We start from the raw sequence: 16,990 nt of genomic DNA, 5'->3' as shown, positions 1-16,990 counted from the left end.
CGCCGGCCGCGCGAAGCGTGCGGTCCTGGTGGCCGCCCTTCCCCGGGCGGCCACCAGGACGTCGGTCAGGTCAGCGAGCAGGCCGCCCCGTTGACGGTCACCAGGCCGGGGCTCGGGTTGGCGCCCCCGGTGGTCGTCGCGTTGAAGCCGAACATCACTGAGCCACCCGGTGCGATCTTGGCGTTGTGCGACTCGTTGCGCGCGGTCACCGTCGCGCCGGACTGAGTGACCTTCGCCAGCCACGCCTCGCGTACCCGCTGGTCACCGGTGAACGCGAAGCGCACGCTCCAGCCGTTGACGGCGGTGGTGCCCGTGTTCTGGATGGTGAGCTGCCCGGTGAACCCGGTGCCGCCCTGCCAGGCGCCGTAGTTGGTGTAGCGCGCCGTGCAGGTGGTGGCCGGCACCGCGCCGGCGTCACCCTGGTCGGCCAGGAACGAGGCGATCCAGGTCAGCGCCGAGTTCCAGTTGATCGCCACCTCGTTCGTCGAGTACGAGTTGATGTCGTCGACGTAGCAGAACATCGGCTCGCAGCCGGCCAGCAACTGTGCCACGAACGGGTCCTGCAGGGCCGCGTTCGGGCCACCGGCGAGGGAGCCGGCGGGCGGTCGGGGAAGGCTCGGGTCGAGCTGGTGGCCGAAGATCCGGCTGTGCTGGTTCTCCGCGGCGTGCTCTCCCCACCCGGTGACGTAGGAGATGTTCAGGGCGTTGCGACCGAGGATGTAGTCCATCGCCTGCACGGCCCCGTCACGGTAGGCGACGTTGCGGGTCAGGTCGAAGGCCGTGGCCAGCACCACCGCGTTGTTGATGACGTTGCTGTTGCCGCCCCAGAAGTAGCTGTTGGCGTCTCCGGGCATCGGCAGCCCGTACGCCTGCCGGCGCAGCTCGGCGAGGTACGTGTCGGCGGCCGCGGTGACCGAGGCGCGGACCCGGGCCAGATCGGCGGCGGGCAGTCCGTTCGGCACGGTGGCCAGGTCCAGGCGGCCCAGCGCGGCCACGCTCTGCCAGCCGAAGCCCCGGGCGTCGAACACGTTCCCGGTGTGGTGCGGTGAGGCGGTCAGGTCGGCCAGGTAGTTCTGCGCCCCGGTGGTCAGGTACAGCTCGGCCGCCGCCCAGTAGAACTCGTCGGTGACGTTGCTGTCGTCGTACGCGCCGCCGCCGGTGCCGTCGGTCGGGCTGGCGTACACCGCCGGGTGGGCCTTGGCCGCGGCGTAGGCGGTCTTCGCGGCAGTGCCGCAGCGGGTCGCGAACGCCGCGTCGTAGGGGGCGAAGAGTCGGGCGCACTGGGCCGCGGTGGCGGCCATGTTGAGGGTGGCCGCTGTCGACGGCGGGTGCAGCTCGCGAGGCTGCGGGTCGGCCTGCGGGGACAGCGGCAGCCCGGTCCAGTTCTGATCGTGGATCTTGTGGTGGACCATGCCGGCGAGCGGCTTGCCGGCGGGCACCTGCATGCGCAGCAGGAACTCCAGCTCCCAGCGGGCCTCGTCGAGGATGTCCGGCACGGCGTTGCCGCGCTCGGGCACCCGCAGGGTGCTGTCGGCGAGTTCGGCGCCGCCGTTGGCGGTGGCCGCCGTCTTGGTCCGCTCGAAGGTGTTCAACAACTGGTAGGTGGCGATGCCGCCGTTGACCACGTACTTGCCGTGGTCGCCGGCGTCGTACCAGCCGCCGCGCACGTCCAGGGAGTAGTCGCAGACACCCGGCTGGCAGGGCACGTTGGTGTCGCCCTGGTTGGGTGCGACGCCGAGGTGGCCGGCGGGCCGGGCGTACTCGTCGCCGATCAGGTCACCGTCGATGGCGATGCCGCTGCGCTGGGCGTAGAAGAACTGCAACGAGTCGGAGCGCAGCTGGTCGTAGAGGGCGCCGGAGATGTCGAACGGGTGGCTGGTCTCCCCGTCGACGGTGAGCGTGAGCCCGGTGCCAGGGGTGCGGTAGCTGGAGAAGTCGACGGTCTGCACGTTCTGCCCGGAGGCGGCGTCGACGCCACGAGCGGTGGTGGTGCCACTGGCCACGACGGTTCCGGTGGCGTTGCGCAGCTGCCAGGGCAGCGCCGCGGTGGCCTCGGTGACGACAGTGGCGTTCTTCGGGCCACCGGGCAGGTAGCCGACCTGGTTGACGCGCACCCGTGGCCCGGTGTCCGGCACGTACGGCTCGGGCGGCTCGCCGCCGCGCAGCGAGACGTCGTCCAGGCAGATGGTCTGCGCCTGGGCGGCGCCACCGACCTGGAAGATCAGTTGCGCGTTGGGGTTGTCGTCCGGGACGGTGAAGGTCTGCTCGACCCGCTGGAGGGTGCCGGTGGCGGTGGCGTCCACTGCCGCGTACGTGGTGTACGGGGCGCTGCCGAGCTGCAACACGGCCTTGACCGCGGCGCCGGGAGTGGCGGAGACGGCGAAGCCGAGGGTGTATTCGGCGCCGGCGATCAGCGGCACGCCGTCCTGGCCGATGCCGGCGTCCCACGGGTTGGCCAGCCCGCCCGCGACAGTGGTGCAGAGCTGGCCGTCGGTGACTGCCAGCGCGCCGGTGCCGAAGGAGAACCAAGGGCTCACGCCCTCGCTGAAGTCGCCGTTGTCGATCTGCTCGGGGGCGTCCGGTGGTGGGTCGGCGTGGGCCGCGCCGGCGCCCGCGCCGGTGAGGGCCAGGGTGGTCGCCGCAGCCAGCAGGAGGCGGCGTCGGGATGGCGTCACGGGAGTCCTTCCGGGACGGGAAGTGGGACAGTGGTGGTGGCAAGGAGCTGGGAAGACGCTGGGAGCGCTCCCAGGTGTCTGCTCGATGTTTCCAGTGCCAGCACGCCCTGTCAATTGATCTGGTTGGATGGGTTTCAGCATCCGACGTGGGCGGCCAGCCCGAGCGGCACCCCCGACGCGCCGCCCTCCGGACGTGAGATTGGCCGCGCCACGCGCCGTCGTCCTGATCTCCTAGAGACAACTGCGCCCTTCGCCTGGCAGGCTGCCACCCATGACCCTGAAGCTGCGTTCCGTGGGAACGAGCGACCGTGGGCTGATCCGCAGCGGAAACCAGGACGCCCTGCACGCCGGCACCTGGCTCGTCGCCGTCGCCGACGGCATGGGCGGAATGGCCGCCGGCGACCTGGCCAGCGCCCTCACCATCGACGCGGTCGCCCCGCTGGACCTCGAGACACCCGAGGACGCTCTGGTGGCCGCGCTCGAGGGCGGCATCGCGCTCGCCACCTCCCGGATCCGACAGGCGGTCGCCGAGGATCCCGAGCGCCAGGGCATGGGCACCACGCTGACCGCCCTGCTCTTCGCCCGTACCGGCAGCTGTCTGGCGCTCGCGCACGTCGGCGACTCTCGGGCCTACCTGTTCCGCGAGGGCGTGCTCAAGCAGGTCACCCGGGACGACACGTTCGTCCAGATGCTTGTGGATCAGGGCGTGATAACCCCCGACCAGGCCAGCAGCCACCCGCGCCGGGCCGTGGTCACCCAGGCGTTGCAGGGTGACGAGGTGTCCCCGTCGTACGCGACGATGGTGCCCCGGGCCGGCGACCGGTGGCTGCTGTGCAGCGACGGCCTCTCCAACGTGGTTCGCCCGGACACCCTCACCGAGGTGCTCAGCGGCTATCCGGACCGGGACGCCTGCGCCGCCAAGCTGATCGACCTGGCCCTGCACGCCGGCGCGCCGGACAACGTCACAGTCGTGGTGGCCGACGTCGTCGAGGAGTAGACCGCCGCTCAGCGCCGACGCGGCGTGGCGTGCCGGGTGGGTTTGGCCGTTCCCGGATCCTCCGGCCACGGGTGCCGGGGATAGCGCCCGCGCAGCTCTGAGCGGACCTGCGGATAGCCGGTACGCCAGAACGACGCCAGGTCGGCGGTGACCGCCACCGGCCGGCCGGCGGGGGAGAGCAGGTGCAGCAGCACCGGCACCCGACCGTCGGCGATGCGGGGGGCCGCCGGCCAGCCGAACGTCTCCTGGAGCTTAACGGCGAGCACCGGCGCGGCGGGGTCGCCGTAGTCCAGCCGGATTCGAGAACCACTCGGCACCTCGATCCGCTTCGGGGCCAGCTCGTCGAGGCGGGCGGCCTGCGCCCAGGGCAGCAGCCGACGCAGCGCCGACGGTACGTCCACCCGCGCCAGGTCGGTCCGGCGTCGCGCGGCGGCCAGCTCCGGGCCCAGCCAGGTCGGCGCGGCGTCGAGCAACGAGTCGTCGCCAACCTCCGGCCACGGCTCGCCGAGGTGGTGCCGGAGGAACGCGAGCCGCTCGCGCAGCGCCCGAGCCGCCGGCGTCCAGGGCAACAGCCCCAGCCCGTCCTGGTGTAGGCCGGTCAGCAGCGCGGCGGCCACCTCGGCCCGGTCCGGCCGGTCCAGGCGCCGCTGGACCAGCTCGATCGCGCCCAGCCGGGTCACCTCCCGGGCCACCACGTCCCCGTCCGACCAGCCGACCTCGCGGCCGGTGCGCAGCAGCGGACCGGCCGCCTCCCGGGCCGTCGCCTCGTCCACCGGGGAGGCCCGGCGGATGCGGGCCGACGGCGCGCCGGGTGTGCGGTCCGCGACCGCCACCGCCAGCCAGTCGGACCCGGCCAGCCCCGAGCCGGCGGCCAGCTCCGCGGCGGTCCCGCCGGTCATCAGGTACGCCGAGCCGCCCGGCCGCCGCACCCGGGCCAACCGTTCCGGGTACGCCAGACCGACGAGCAGCCCGGCGGCGAGATCGTCGCTCAGTCCACCCGGGCCACCCGGGCCGGTGGCGTCGGTGCGCCCCCTCGGCGGGGCGTCGGCAGGCAGCGCGGCCCGCAGCCGGCGTACCTCCGTGCGCCAACGGGCGGTCGCGCCCGCGTCCACGCCGGTGCGCAGCCGACGCCAACCGGCGACCAGATCGTCACCGGGGCCGGCGGCGCCCTCCTCGGCGAGCAGGGCGACCACCTCGGCGGCCCGGTCGGCGCCGACCCGGCCGGCGCCGTCGAGGAGCGCCCGGGCCAGTCGTGGATGCGCCCCGGCGGCGGCGATCGACCGCCCCCGCGTCGTGATCCGACCGTCGACGTCGACAGCGCCCAGGGTTTCCAGGGTGTCCCGGGCCACCGTCATCGCGGCGGCCGGCGGCGGGTCGGGCAACGCGAGCCCGACACCGTCCGGTCGGCCCCAGGCGGCCAGCTCCAACGCGAAGCCGGTCAGGTCGGCGGTGGCGATCTCCGGCTCGGCGCGGGCGGGCAGCCGCTCGTGGGTCGCCGCCGACCAGCAGCGGTAGACGTACCCGGGGGCCTCCCGGCCGGCCCGGCCCGCGCGCTGGGTGGCGGCGGCGCGGGAGACCGGCACGGTGACCAGCGCGCCCAGCCCACGGGCCAGGTCGATCCGAGGCACCCGGGACAGCCCGGCGTCCACCACGATCCGCACCCCCGGGACGGTCAGGCTGGTCTCGGCCAGCGCGGTGGCCAGCACGACCCGCCGTCGGTCACCGCGACGCAGCGCGGCGTCCTGCTCGGCACCGCGTTGACGGCCGTGCAGCGGCAGTAGCGCGACAGCGTCCCGTAGGTCGGCCAGCCGGCCGGTGACCGCGGCGATCTCGCCGGCCCCGGGCAGGAAGACGAGCACGTCGCCGTCGTGCTCGCGCAGCGCCCGCCGGACGGTGGCGGCCACGTGGTCGAGCAGGGCCCGGTCCACCGGCCCGGCCCCGGGCGGGGCGATCGGGCGCGCCGGGGGCACCCAGATCCGCTCTACCGGGTGCAACGCCGAGTCGGCCTGCACCACAGGTGCCGGGGTGGGCCCGCCCAGCAGCGCGGCGAACCGGTCGGTGTCCGGGGTCGCCGACATCGCCAGCAGCCACAGGTCCGGCCGGAGGGTGGCGCGCGCCTCCACTGTGAAGGCCAGCGCGAGGTCGGCGTCGAGTTGGCGTTCGTGGCACTCGTCGAGCAGCACGGCACCCGTGCCGGGCAGCTCCGGGTCGTGGTGCAGCCGGCGGACCAGCAGGCCGGTGGTGACCACCTCGATCCGGGTGGCCGGGCCGACCCGGCGCTCGCCGCGTACCGCGTAGCCGACCCGCTCACCGACCCGCTCGCCGAGCAGCTCGGCCATGCGCCGGGCAGCGGCACGGGCCGCCACCCGGCGGGGTTGGGCGATCACCACCCGACCGGTCACCCGGTCGGCCACGGCCAGCGGCGCGAGGGTGGTCTTGCCGGTGCCCGGTGGAGCCACGAGCACACCGGCGCCGGCCGCGTCGAGAGCCGCGACCAGCGCCGGCAGCACCGGGCGGACCGGCAGGTCAAGGGTTACGTCGGAGAGCACGGCCCAGTCTCGCACCGGGACGGGTGCGTCAGGAGCGACGGACCTCGCCGACGCCGAGCACGAAGGCCCGCCAGGCCGTCGCGCCGAAGGCGAGCACCGGGCCGGAGCGGTCCTTGCTGTCCCGGACGGCGACCTGACCCGCGACTGTCGCGACCTCCACGCAGTTGCCGTTGCCGCTGCTGCGCGTGCTGGTGCGCCAGTCCGCTCGGGTCAGGTCGTACGCCGTCATCCGCGGTACCTCTCGTCTGCGTCGGCGTGCCGCAGAAGCGGTCACGCAAAGTTACGAGAAGCATGCTCAAGACGGGTCAACGACGCCGTCGGATCGAGCGCCATACGGCACAGCTCCTCGTGCAGAAGGCTATACCCGAGCACATGATCGGCTTCTTCCAGAGCCAGCCCCATCGTGAGGTTATCCAGGTAAACCACTGACGCGTCGGCGGCATCGGCGAAGTTGAGGATCACGTACGGGGTGCTCATCGCGGGATGCCCGCCAGCGGTGAAGGGCAGTACCTGGATTGTCACGTTGGGTAGCTGCGCTATCCGGCTCATGTGGACCAGTTGCTCGGCCATCACCGCGGTGCCGCCGACCGGGCGCAGGAGCACCGCCTCGTTGAGGATCACCGACAGAACGACCGGGTCCTCGCGGCGCAGCACCTCCTGCCGGCGCAGCCGGGCGGCGACCTTGCGCTCCAGACCGTCCTCGCCGGCGGTGCGCCGGAAGATCTCCCGGGCGTACGCCTCGGTCTGCAGCAGTCCGGGCACCGACTCGGCCTCGTACGTGCGCAGCGCCGCCGCCTCGGCCTCCAGCCCGACGTAGAACTCGAACCACTCGGGGAGCACGTCGCTGTAGTTCTGCCACCAGCCGCGCTGCTGTGCCCCCCGGGCGATCTCGATCAGCGCCTCGGCATCCGAACCGGTCACCTGGTACAGCGCGAGAGCGGCCCGGACGTCGCGCGGTTTGATGCCGATCTGCGCGGTCTCGATCCGGGAGAGGTTGCTCTTCGACATGTCGAGCTGACGGGCCGCCACATCGAGGGTCATGCCCGCACGTTCCCGTAGCTGGCGGAGCTCCCGGGCGATGCGGCGACGCCGCACGGTCGGGCTGGCGGCGGGTCGGACGGTCGGGGTGGCGGTCACCGTCCGAGTCTGCCACGACAAGATCCGCAGGTCGCAGATGCACGGAGTGCAACTTTCAAATCTGGGAGTTGCGTTGCAGTAGCTGTCGGTGCATCCTTTCCCGGTTGCGAACACTGTGGACACGCCTGTCGGGAGGATCGTTGCTCATCGCCGACGAGTTTTTCCTGATCGCCCACAACGACAGTCGTGGTAAGGCGAAACTGCACCCTGCGGCGACCGGGCTCGGGCTGGCCGGCGGTCTCCTCGGCGAGCTGATCCTCTACGGACACATAACGGTCGTGGCCGGCCAGGTCACCGTCATCGACAGGCGTCCGCCGGCCGACGCCCTGGCGCACACGGTGCTGGACCAGTTGATCGGCGAGTCCCAACACCGGGAGCTGCGCACCTGGCTGAGTTTCCTGGCACAGAGCGCCACGGCGTCGGTGGGAGAACGGCTCGCCCGCGCCGGGGTGCTGCGCCGCCAGGAGAGCCGCCGACTGCTGCGTACCACGGTCAGCTACCTGCCGATCGACCTCAACGCGGTGGCCTGGCCGGCCACCCGCCTCCGGGCCCTGCTGGACCGGCCGGAACCACCGGGCGTGCCGGACGCCCTGCTGCTCGGCCTGGTCGTGGCCGCCGGGCTGACCCGCGAGGTGCTGTGGAGCGCCGGCCCTCGGGCGCACCACCGGCTGAACGTCCTCATCCCCGCGCTGCCGGCCCCGCTCAAGGAACTCGTCGGGCACACCGAGGCCGCCGTCGGCGCCGCCGTGCTGCGCGGCATCCCCTGATCCCCCTCCGGTAACCCCCAACCCTCCCCTCGACGATCGGAGTAGTCGTATGCCCCCGACATCGACAGTCGAACGACCCAGCAACGTCTCCGAAGCCCTGGCCCGAGGTCGCCTCGGCATCCCGTCGGTCATCTTCTTCGTCCTCTCCGCCGCCGCGCCGTTGACAGTGGTGGCGGGCGTCGTCACCACCGGCTACGGCGTCATCGGGGTGACCGGAATCCCGCTGGCCTTCCTGCTGATCGCCGCGGTCCTCGCCCTCTTCTCGGTGGGCTACGTGGCGATGTCCCGCCGGGTGGAGAACGCGGGCGCCTTCTACGCCTACATCTCCCGGGGGCTCGGCCGGCCGGCCGGTGTGGGCGCGGCCTGGGTCGCGCTGATCGCCTACAACGCGCTCCAGGTCGGGCTGTACGGCACCATCGGCGTGGCGGCCGAGCCGGTGCTCGACCGGCTCTTCGGCGGGCACCCGCACTGGGCCGTCGTGGCCCTGGTGGCGTGGGCGTTGGTCGGCGTACTGGGCCTGCTCCGGGTCGACCTCAACGGCAAGGTCCTGGCCGCGCTGCTGGTCGCCGAGATCGTGGTGGTCCTCGTCTTCGACCTGGGACAGCTCGGCAACCCGGCCGACGGTGGGGTCAGCTTCGCCTCGTTCTCACCGGACAACCTCTTCGTGCCGGGTGTCGGCGCGGTGCTGGTGCTCGCCGTCCTCGGCTTCGTCGGCTTCGAGTCGGCGGTGGTCTTCAGCGAGGAGAGCAAGGACCCGAAGCGGACGGTGCCGCTGGCCACCTACCTCTCGGTGGTGATCATCGCCGGGCTGTACGCGCTGTCGTCCTGGACCATGACCGTCGCTGTCGGGCAGGACCAGATCGTCGCCGAGGCCGGCGAGCAGAGCGTCGGGCTCATCTTCAACCTGGCCGCCGCTCACCTCGGCGACACCGCGGTCACCATCGGGCAGGTGCTCTTCCTGACCTCGGTGCTCGCCGCGATGATCTCGTTCCACAACACCACTGCCCGCTACACCTTCGCGCTCGGTCGGGAGCGGGTGCTGCCGGCGGTGTTCGGGCAGACCTCGGCCCGTACCGGGGCGCCGCGGGCCGCCTCGGTGGCGCAGAGCGTCCTCGGACTGCTGGTCATCGCGCTGTACGCGATCAACGGCTGGGATCCGGTGGTGCAGCTCTTCTTCTGGGTCGGCACCACCGGCGGCTTCGGTGTCCTGCTGCTGATCGCCACCACCTCGGTGGCGGTGATCGCCTACTTCGCCCGCTCCGCCGGAGGCGAGAACCTCTGGCGACGGGCCATCGCGCCCGGCCTGGCCACCATCGCGCTCCTCGTGATCATCTGGTTGGCCGTGTCGAACTTCGCCAACCTGCTCGGCGTCGCGCCGGACTCGACGCTGCGCTGGGCGCTGCCGGCCGCGTACCCGGTGGCCGCTCTGCTGGGCATCGGCTGGGCCCTGCTGCTGCGCAGCAGCCGCCCGGACACGTACGCCCGGATCGGCCTGGGCGCGGCGAGCGCCGCGGCCGCCGTCAAGCCAGCGGCTCCGGCCGTGGAGGTGACCCGATGAGCGTGGTCATCGAGCAACTCGGGCCGGAGGAGACCACCCTCGTGGCTGCTCGGATCGCCGAGGCGTTCACCGTCCTGGAGGTGACGTACTGGCTGGTCCCCGACGCGAGCAAGCGGGAGGCCGTGCTGGCCGGAGACTTCGAGATTCTGGTCGAGCACGCGATGCGGCACGGCATGGTCCACGCCACCGAGGACCGGGCATCGGTGGCGGTCTGGTTTCCGTCCGTCGGTGAGCCGGCGCCGCCGCCGGCGGAGTACGACGCCCGACTGGCCGCCGCCTGCGGCGAGTGGACCGACCGGTTCCAGCACCTCGACGAGCTGTTCGCGGCGCATCACCCACACCCGGACCACCACCACCTCGCCTTCCTGGCGACCCGGCCCGACCGGCAGGGGCAGGGGTTGGGGAGCGCGCTGATGCGCCACCACCACGCCTGGCTGGACGCCAACGGGATGCCGGCGTACCTGGAAGCGAGCAGCCCGCGCGGCCGGGACCTGTACGCGAAGCACGGCTATCTGGCGGGCGAGCCGTTCCGGGTGCCCGACGGCACGCCGTTCTGGCCGATGTGGCGGGAGCCGGTCGGGCACTGAGCCGGTCGGGCACCGAGTTGGTCAGGTCGACGTGACCAGCACGTCCTGTGGTCGCGCTGTCACGCTCACGTGACAGCGCGGACAGAGCGGAGGGCCGGGTCCTTGGACCCGGCCCTCCGATCGTCAACCCGTCAGTACGTGCCGTCGAGCTGGCCGCGCAGCTTGGTCAGCGCCCGGGTCAGCAGCCGCGAGACGTGCATCTGCGAGACACCGATCTGGTCGGCGATCTGCGACTGGGTCAGGTTGCCGTAGAAGCGCAGCGTGAGGATCTTCTGCTCGCGCTCGTCGAGGGTGGCCAGCGCCGGGCCGAGGGCGACCCGCAGCTCCGCCAGCTCGAACTCGGTGTCCTCGCCGCCGAGCATGTCGCCAAGCTCGGTGGCGCGCTCGCCGTCACCGGTCGGGGTGGACAGCGACACCGCGTTGTACGCGCGGGCGCCTTCCAGGCCTTCCAGCACCTCTTCCTCGGTGAGCTTGAGGTGCGCGGCGATGTCGGCGACCGTCGGCGAGCGGCCGAGGGTCTGCAGGAGCGAGCTGTTGGCGTCGGAGATGGCCAGCCGCAGCTCCTGGAGCCGGCGGGGCACCCGGATGTCCCAGGTGCGGTCCCGGAAGTGCCGCTTGAGCTCGCCGATGATGGTGGGGATCGCGTAACCGGCGAAGTCGACACCGCGCTCGGGGTCGAACTTGTCGATGGCCTTGATCAGGCCGATCGCGGCGGTCTGCGCCAGGTCGTCGTTCGGCTCGCCGCGCCCGCTGTAGCGGTGGGCCAGGTGGTTGGCGAGCGGCAGCCAGGCCTCGATCGCCCGGTCCCGCAGGGCGGCGCGCGACGGGTGGTTGGCGGGCAGCGCCGCCATCGCGTTGAGCAGGTCGGCAGCGCTGTCGGTGAGAGCGCGCGGGTCGAGCTTGGTGGTGGTCTTGACGGCGGCGCTCGGCTGCTCGGTGATCGTTGGCGCGGTCATGGGTGGTCCTCCCTGCACCTCGTCCGCGGACAAAAAGGTGTGACGCTTTGGTTTAGCTTCCAATAGGCCGTTCGGGAGTCACCTTAACCTGATCGGCTCCCGGAAATCTAGCCGAAAGGTTGATGCACTTAAGGTGTGTCCAGTTACAAAACGGGCAAACGGTGCGGAAGTTAGGGTGCTTGTGAGGATCCTTACCCGTTATTCCGGCTGTCGACCGCTGACCGGCCGGTCGATCGGTCCGGCCGATCGGCCCACGGGTCGCGTCGGCTGGTCAACAGGAAACCCGACAAGTCGCCGGGAGTGTCGGCTATCCGTCCTTGTCCCGCTGGTGGGACCGGCCGTAGCGTCGCGTGTACACACCCGGTTCGGAGGCACCGTGCTCGATCCAGCCGCTCCCCAGCTTGTCGTGAACAGTCGCACCCTCTACTTCAGCTGGCTGCCGGCCGATCCTGACGCGGTCGCCGCGCTGGTCCCTCCGGGGCTCTGCCCCCGCCCCGACCGGCAGGTCTTCCTCAACCAGTACGTCGTCGACGACGAGACGCAGACCTCCGGCTTCGGCGCCTACTCGCTGACCTACCTCGGCGTCTCGCTGCTGGGCGTCGACGCGCCCGGCGGCCTCAACGCCGGCGGCTGGTGGACCCACTACGTGGCCTCCAGCCGGAGGGTCCGTGAGTACGCCGTCGCTCGCGGCGCCCCGGTGCTCGCCGGGCGCACCCACGTCGACGTGAACGGCGAGGACCTGCTCTCCGAGACGGAGATCGACGGCACGCCGTTGATCCGGGCCCGATGTCGGGTGGGGGAGACCGGGCACGCGATCAGCAGCGGGCACCACCGCTACTTCACCCGCCGGGACGGCCAGCTGGTCAGTTCGGCCTACCCGTTCGTCGCCGAGCCGGTCGCCCCGTTCGAGATCGAGTCGGTGGAGTTCCTCCAGCCCGGCCACCCGATTTACGCGCTGCGCCCGGCCAACCCACTGACCATCGGCTTCGGCTACTACTCACCACGCTCGTCGTTCGCCTACCCGGGCGGGCTGCACGTGCACGCGGTGGCCGCGCCGGAGCCGGCCCGACCGTTTCACCAGGTGCCGGCCAGCCTCGCCCGCAGCGGCCTGCCGTCCGGGTCGTAGACCAGCCGGTACACCGGCAGCGCCCAGGCCCGCGTGTACCACGGCAGCCGCTCGGGGCGGTGCGGGCGCAGCCGACCCGGTGGGCGTTCGCCGACCTGGCCGTCGTCGTACCACCCTTGTAGCGCGTCGGCGGCGGCCGTGACGGCCGCGACGGCGTCCGCCGGGTCGAGCAGGTCGGCGTCGTCCGCGCCGTCCGGGTCACGGTCCAGGTGCTCGCGCCACAACCGCAGTCGCAGGTCCCGGGCGAAGCTGCGCGCGCCGTCACCCCGCCCGGCCGGGTCGGTGGGCTCCCGCTGGTCCGGTGTCTCGTCGAGCACCGCGCAGGACAACTCGCTGTCGTGCGTCCAGGACCGCCGGTTGAAATTGTCGCTGCCCACGCTGGCCCAGACGTCGTCGATCACGCAGACCTTGGCGTGCACGTAGACCGGGTCACCGGCGTGGTTCTCCACGTCGAACACGTGCACCCGGTCCGGTGCGGCCCGCTCACACAGTGACAGCGCCTGCTCGCGCCCCACCATGTTCGGCGGCAACGCCAGCTTGCCGTCCACGTCCGGGTGGCGGGGGACGACGGCGACCAGGTGCAGGTCCGGATTGTCCCGCAGCGCGTGCGCGAACAGGTCCGCGACCTCGGCCGACCAGAGGTACTGATCCTCCAGGTAGATCAGCCGGCGGGCCCGGCGTACCGCCTTGGTGTAACCCCGGGCCACGGTCCGCTCCCCGTCCGGTGCGAACGAGTAGCGCGGACGGACGGCGGGGTAGGTGCGCAGCACCTGGATCTGGTGCGGACCGCAGGGCGGCGGATCGGCTGGTTGCTCGGGCAGCGGGTCGGGGCGCAGATCCGAGCCGCGCAGCCGGTCCCGCAGGTAGGCCATCGGGTTCTCCGAGTCCAGCGGCATCGGGTCGGTCCAGCGTTCCCGGAACAGGGTGTCCAACGCGCCGACCACCGGACCGCGCACCGCGAGCTGTACGTCGTGCCAGGGCGGATTGGGTCCGTACCGGGGGGACATCTGCACCGGTTGCGGATCGCCGTGGTGCGCGGCGTCGTCGCGGCGGCTGTGGCACAGGTCGATCCCGCCGGCGAAGGCGACGTCCCGCTCGGGTGCGTCCGGGTGCCGCAGCACCACGAGCTTCTGGTGGTGCGAGCCGCCGCGCCGGACCCGTTGGTCCAGCAGTACCTCGCCACCGGCGGCCGAGATCGTCTCGCTGAGGTCGCGGTTTTCCGCCTCGCTGTACGCCAGCACGTCGAGGTGCGAGCGCCAGATCAACCCCTTGACCACCACACCGCGCTGCGCGGCCTGCGCGAAGAGCTGGGCCACTGTCGGACCGTCCGGTCGCAGCCGCTGGTCCGGGTCACCCCGCCAGTCAGTGAAGAACAGGTGGTCGCCGGCGCCCAGGGCCTCGACCTCGTCGACCAGTCGGTCGAAGTACGCCGCACCGTGAATCAACGGCTCGGCGAGGTTTCCCGTGGTCCACACGGGTATGCCAGACACCGGGTTGGCGCGTTCCTCAGCAGTGAGGAACCAGTCCTGCAACGGCACCGTCCAGCCCCCCTGGAGGTCGGCAACGTCCTCACCGTAGGACCCCCGACGCGGGTCCGCACGTCAGGCCCCCGGACCGGTGACCTGACCAACGCCATCGACAGCGACGCGACAACAGCCGAGGAGGCCACACCATGCCCCGCGACACGACGAATCCCGTGACCGAGAACCGCGAGCCGGCGGTGGAGAGCGAGCGGGGCGCGCTGGTAGCGGTGTTGGTGATGGTGATTCTGGGTGTTGCCGGGATATTTGCGGTCTCCTGAGGTGGCGCCGACGCCCCCGGGCTGAACCGGAGGCGTCGGCGCCGACCTCAGCGGTCGACGGTGGTCAGGGCCGGGTGCCCTGGCCGCCGGTGTGCGGGAGCCGCTCGGTGGGGATGACGCCGAGGCGGCCGGCCTGGAAGTCCTCGAACGCCTTGAGCAGTTCGTCCCGGGTGTTCATCACGAACGGGCCGTACTGTGCCACCGGCTCCCGGATCGGCTGACCACCCATGATGTAGAGGTCCAGTGCCGGCGTGTTGCTGTCCTGCGAGGTGTCGGCGCTGAACCGCAGCGCGTCACCCGGGCCGTGCACAGCGAGCTGGCCGGTACGCACCGGCCGCCGGTCGGTGCCGACCGTGCCGCGACCGCCCAGCACGTACACCAGGGCGTTGAAGTCGGGCCGCCAGGGCAGGTCGACCTGCGCGCCCGGCTGCACGGTGACGTGCGTGATGGTGATCGGGGTGAAGGTCGAACCCGGGCCGCGGTGCCCGGCGACCTCGCCGGCGATGACCCGGATCAGCGCGCCGCCGTCGGGCGTGGTGAGCAGCGCCGACTCCCGGCCCCGGATGTCCTGGTAGCGGGGCGGGTTCATCTTGGCCGAGCGGGGCAGGTTGACCCACAGCTGGGTGCCGTGGAAGAGCCCGCCGCTCACCACCAGGTGCTCCGGCGGTGCCTCGATGTGCAGCAGGCCGCTGCCCGCCGTCATCCACTGGGTATCGCCGTCGGTGATGGTGCCGCCACCGCCGTTGGAGTCCTGGTGGTCGAAGACGCCGTCGATGATGTACGTGACGGTCTCGAAGCCGCGGTGCGGGTGCCACGGGGTGCCCTTGGGCTCGCCCGGCGCGTAGTCGACCTCGCCCATCTGGTCGAGGTGGATGAACGGGTCCAGGTCGGTGGTCGACACCCCGGCGAAGGCGCGACGGACCGGGAAGCCCTCACCCTCGAAGCCGCTGGGCGCCGTGGTCACCGTGCGGACCGGGCGGATCGTGCTGGCCTCGTCGAGCTGGGGCAGGCGGGGAAGGACGAGAACGTTGTCGACGGTGATCGCGGGCATGTCGAGGCTCCTAGCGTGAGGCGGGGGTGGTCGAGCTGGCCCGCGATGCCCGCAGGCGCTCGCCGAGCCGGTCGAAGACCCGGGTGAGGCAGGCGACCTCGGCATCGTCGAGGTCGTCCATGAGATGGGTACGCACCGACGCCAGATGGTGGGGTGCGGCTTCTCGCAGGGCGAGCAGCCCGGCGGCGGTGAGGACCGCCTCGCTGCCGCGCCGGTCGTCCGGGCAGGGCTCCTTGCTGACCAGGCCACGACGCTGCATGGAGGAGACCTGATAGGTGAGGCGGCTGGGCGAGAAGATCAGCCGGCTGGCCAGCTCGCCCATCCGTAGCCGCTGCCCGGGTGCCTCGGAGAGCAGGACCAGCACGTGGTAGTCGGCGAAGCTGAGATCGCTGGCGACCCGCAGATCCTCTTCCAACTGCGTGTAGAGACGCTGGCTGGCCTCGATGTAGGCGCGCCAGGCGGCCTCTCGGGTGCTGTCCAGGCTCTCGGTCATGCCCATGACGGTAGCACTCTTTCAAATTTGAATAACATCATTTGAGCGTTACATGGCTCACTTCCACGGGTGCTGACCGTCAGTTCATGCAGCTTTGAAATAAAGCCGCGTGAAACGAGCGGCGCCCGGGCCGTCGGTTGTGCCAGACTCCGGCCTCGTGGAACACGTGGAACTCTCCGCCGCCGACCTGTTGCTGCGCCCATGGCGGGACGAGGACGCCCCGGCGGTGCGCGACGCCCTCGGGGACCCGGCGATCGCCCAGTGGAACCCGCAGGCTGGCGGCCCGGTCGACGACGAGGTCGCACTGCTCTGGGTGCGTCGCCGGGCCGACTGGTCCACCGGCGGCCACGCCTCGATGGCGGTCACCGCGGCGGCCGACGGCGAACTGCTCGGCTCGGTGTCTCTTCATCACATCCAGCACGACGAAGCGTCCATCGGCTACTGGACGGTGCCCGCGGCGCGGGGGCGTGGGGTGGCGGTGCGCGCCGTCGTCCGGCTCACCGAGTGGGCGTTCGCGGATCTCGGGCTGCACCGGGTGGAGTTGTGTCACGCGGCGGCCAATCCGGCGTCCTGCCGGGTCGCCGAGCGTGCCGGCTACCCGCCCGAGGGCACCCTGCGTGAGTCGTACCGCTACGGCGACGGCCGCCGCTACGACGAGCACCTGCACGCCCGCCTGGCCACCGACCGCTAACCGCAGGCTGGCCGGGTCCGAACACGCTTCAGCCCCGGCCGCGCCGTTCGCCTCGACCCGTCACTCGGTGACCTTGCGGAGGAACGTCGCGAGGGCGCTCCTGACGCGGTCGATCCTCTCCGGCAGGGGCAGCGGCTCGGGCGCGGGAGGCCCGGCGTGCTTCTTGCCCCGCAGGTACAGCGAGCAGGCCAGGTCGGAGCACAGGTAGGTGCCCACGGAGTCGCCCTGCCGCCCGCTCGGGCCGGCCTTGGGGGCGGTCATCAACGAGACGCCTCCGCCCAGGTGTGTGGTCAGGCAGAACGAGCACATGCTGTGCCGCACGCGCCCCGTCTGGTGCGTCGCGGCCCGCAGCACCACCCCGGCCAGCTTGCCGTCAATCTCGGCGACCAGGTAGGCCCGCTGCGGCGCAGACGGGTCCCGCCAGCCGAGGAAGTCGAGGTCGTCCCACGGACGCATTTCAAGATCGTTAGGTACGGTCAGCCGCTTCGCCTCGCCTCGACTGCAATTGACGAAGGACGCGCGGATGACGGATTCGGTCAGGACCAACATAGGTAGTAGCCTAGCTCTCCTAGGCAAGTGATTATTGGGGATAGGTTGGGAGT

Annotated in this window: 16 protein-coding genes; 7 read left to right on the top strand and 9 right to left on the bottom strand. The window is 71.9% G+C overall.

The window, feature by feature from the left end; translation table 11 throughout:
• Positions 1-65 precede the first annotated feature (65 nt).
• Positions 66-2,675: a glycoside hydrolase family 9 protein gene (locus ACLQ3F_RS15950; RefSeq protein ID WP_425849629.1), complete on the bottom strand. Its 2,610-nt coding sequence runs from the start codon at positions 2,673-2,675 to the stop codon at positions 66-68.
• A gap of 271 nt (positions 2,676-2,946) precedes the next feature.
• On the opposite strand from ACLQ3F_RS15950, the gene ACLQ3F_RS15945 reads away from it, so the two are divergent.
• Positions 2,947-3,672, top strand: coding sequence for a PP2C family protein-serine/threonine phosphatase (locus tag ACLQ3F_RS15945; RefSeq protein WP_425849626.1), 726 nt, complete (start codon positions 2,947-2,949; stop codon positions 3,670-3,672).
• An 8-nt stretch (positions 3,673-3,680) separates the two neighbouring features.
• On the opposite strand, the gene hrpB is transcribed toward ACLQ3F_RS15945, so the two are convergent.
• The 3 genes from hrpB to ACLQ3F_RS15930 are packed head-to-tail and all read right to left on the bottom strand — an operon-like array spanning position 3,681 to position 7,316.
• Entirely contained in the window at positions 3,681-6,221 is a 2,541-nt protein-coding gene (hrpB, locus tag ACLQ3F_RS15940; protein ID WP_425849623.1) for an ATP-dependent helicase HrpB, read from the bottom strand.
• Between the two features lie 28 nt (positions 6,222-6,249).
• Positions 6,250-6,450 (bottom strand): DUF397 domain-containing protein, encoded by a 201-nt coding sequence (locus ACLQ3F_RS15935; protein ID WP_355007195.1) that lies wholly within the window; start codon positions 6,448-6,450, stop codon positions 6,250-6,252.
• 41 nt (positions 6,451-6,491) lie between these two features.
• Entirely contained in the window at positions 6,492-7,316 is an 825-nt protein-coding gene (locus ACLQ3F_RS15930) for a helix-turn-helix domain-containing protein (protein WP_357207017.1), read from the bottom strand.
• A 182-nt stretch (positions 7,317-7,498) separates the two neighbouring features.
• On the opposite strand from ACLQ3F_RS15930, the gene ACLQ3F_RS15925 reads away from it, so the two are divergent.
• The 3 genes from ACLQ3F_RS15925 to ACLQ3F_RS15915 are packed head-to-tail and all read left to right on the top strand — an operon-like array spanning position 7,499 to position 10,270.
• The gene (locus tag ACLQ3F_RS15925) at positions 7,499-8,125 is read left to right on the top strand and encodes a GOLPH3/VPS74 family protein (RefSeq protein WP_355007196.1); all 627 of its coding nucleotides are present in this window, start codon (positions 7,499-7,501) and stop codon (positions 8,123-8,125) included.
• Between the two features lie 49 nt (positions 8,126-8,174).
• Positions 8,175-9,683, top strand: coding sequence for an APC family permease (locus tag ACLQ3F_RS15920; protein WP_425849621.1), 1,509 nt, complete (start codon positions 8,175-8,177; stop codon positions 9,681-9,683).
• On the top strand, positions 9,680-10,270 hold the full coding sequence (locus ACLQ3F_RS15915) for a GNAT family N-acetyltransferase (protein WP_355007198.1): 591 nt from the start codon (positions 9,680-9,682) through the stop codon (positions 10,268-10,270). Before ACLQ3F_RS15920 ends, ACLQ3F_RS15915 begins: the two co-directional genes overlap by 4 nt.
• Positions 10,271-10,401: 131 nt before the next feature.
• On the opposite strand, the gene ACLQ3F_RS15910 is transcribed toward ACLQ3F_RS15915, so the two are convergent.
• On the bottom strand, positions 10,402-11,226 hold the full coding sequence (locus ACLQ3F_RS15910; RefSeq protein ID WP_355007199.1) for a SigB/SigF/SigG family RNA polymerase sigma factor: 825 nt from the start codon (positions 11,224-11,226) through the stop codon (positions 10,402-10,404).
• Positions 11,227-11,602: 376 nt separating this feature from the next.
• Here ACLQ3F_RS15910 and ACLQ3F_RS15905 point away from each other — a divergent pair, with 376 nt between their 5' ends.
• Positions 11,603-12,352 (top strand): hypothetical protein, encoded by a 750-nt coding sequence (locus tag ACLQ3F_RS15905; RefSeq protein ID WP_425849620.1) that lies wholly within the window; start codon positions 11,603-11,605, stop codon positions 12,350-12,352.
• Here ACLQ3F_RS15905 and ACLQ3F_RS15900 read toward each other — a convergent pair.
• Positions 12,301-13,890 carry a phospholipase D family protein gene (locus ACLQ3F_RS15900; protein WP_425849617.1) on the bottom strand — a complete coding sequence of 530 codons (1,590 nt, stop codon included), beginning with the start codon at positions 13,888-13,890 and terminating at the stop codon, positions 12,301-12,303. The genes ACLQ3F_RS15905 and ACLQ3F_RS15900 overlap by 52 nt on opposite strands.
• A gap of 134 nt (positions 13,891-14,024) precedes the next feature.
• Here ACLQ3F_RS15900 and ACLQ3F_RS15895 point away from each other — a divergent pair, with 134 nt between their 5' ends.
• Positions 14,025-14,153: a hypothetical protein gene (locus ACLQ3F_RS15895; protein WP_256441970.1), complete on the top strand. Its 129-nt coding sequence runs from the start codon at positions 14,025-14,027 to the stop codon at positions 14,151-14,153.
• Positions 14,154-14,217: 64 nt separating this feature from the next.
• On the opposite strand, the gene ACLQ3F_RS15890 is transcribed toward ACLQ3F_RS15895, so the two are convergent.
• Complete coding sequence (locus tag ACLQ3F_RS15890; protein ID WP_425849616.1) at positions 14,218-15,204, bottom strand: pirin family protein; 987 nt, start codon at positions 15,202-15,204, stop codon at positions 14,218-14,220.
• 10 nt (positions 15,205-15,214) lie between these two features.
• Positions 15,215-15,697, bottom strand: coding sequence for a MarR family winged helix-turn-helix transcriptional regulator (locus ACLQ3F_RS15885; RefSeq protein ID WP_355007203.1), 483 nt, complete (start codon positions 15,695-15,697; stop codon positions 15,215-15,217).
• Positions 15,698-15,854: 157 nt separating this feature from the next.
• On the opposite strand from ACLQ3F_RS15885, the gene ACLQ3F_RS15880 reads away from it, so the two are divergent.
• Positions 15,855-16,388, top strand: a complete 534-nt coding sequence (locus tag ACLQ3F_RS15880) for a GNAT family N-acetyltransferase (RefSeq protein ID WP_425849613.1) — start codon at positions 15,855-15,857, stop codon at positions 16,386-16,388.
• Between the two features lie 60 nt (positions 16,389-16,448).
• Here ACLQ3F_RS15880 and ACLQ3F_RS15875 read toward each other — a convergent pair whose 3' ends face one another.
• On the bottom strand, positions 16,449-16,937 hold the full coding sequence (locus ACLQ3F_RS15875) for an FBP domain-containing protein (RefSeq protein WP_357204718.1): 489 nt from the start codon (positions 16,935-16,937) through the stop codon (positions 16,449-16,451).
• Positions 16,938-16,990 lie beyond the last annotated feature (53 nt).

The organism is Micromonospora sp. DT15 (genome assembly GCF_049841475.1).
Lineage (GTDB): Bacteria > Actinomycetota > Actinomycetes > Mycobacteriales > Micromonosporaceae > Micromonospora.
The sequence above is the reverse complement of the archived record's forward strand: the minus strand, read 5'-3'. Positions and strand labels throughout refer to the sequence as shown.

Excerpts from the sequence above, each read along its gene's own strand:
- ACLQ3F_RS15945 (WP_425849626.1), top strand. The coding sequence starts at position 2,947 with ATGACCCTGAAGCTGCGTTCCGTGGGAACGAGCGACCGTGGGCTGATC.
- ACLQ3F_RS15935 (WP_355007195.1), bottom strand. The coding sequence starts at position 6,450 with ATGACGGCGTACGACCTGACCCGAGCGGACTGGCGCACCAGCACGCGC.
- ACLQ3F_RS15920 (WP_425849621.1), top strand. The coding sequence starts at position 8,175 with ATGCCCCCGACATCGACAGTCGAACGACCCAGCAACGTCTCCGAAGCC.
- ACLQ3F_RS15915 (WP_355007198.1), top strand. The coding sequence starts at position 9,680 with ATGAGCGTGGTCATCGAGCAACTCGGGCCGGAGGAGACCACCCTCGTG.
- ACLQ3F_RS15910 (WP_355007199.1), bottom strand. The coding sequence starts at position 11,226 with ATGACCGCGCCAACGATCACCGAGCAGCCGAGCGCCGCCGTCAAGACC.
- ACLQ3F_RS15895 (WP_256441970.1), top strand. The coding sequence starts at position 14,025 with ATGCCCCGCGACACGACGAATCCCGTGACCGAGAACCGCGAGCCGGCG.
- ACLQ3F_RS15890 (WP_425849616.1), bottom strand. The coding sequence starts at position 15,204 with ATGCCCGCGATCACCGTCGACAACGTTCTCGTCCTTCCCCGCCTGCCC.
- ACLQ3F_RS15885 (WP_355007203.1), bottom strand. The coding sequence starts at position 15,697 with ATGACCGAGAGCCTGGACAGCACCCGAGAGGCCGCCTGGCGCGCCTAC.
- ACLQ3F_RS15875 (WP_357204718.1), bottom strand. The coding sequence starts at position 16,937 with ATGTTGGTCCTGACCGAATCCGTCATCCGCGCGTCCTTCGTCAATTGC.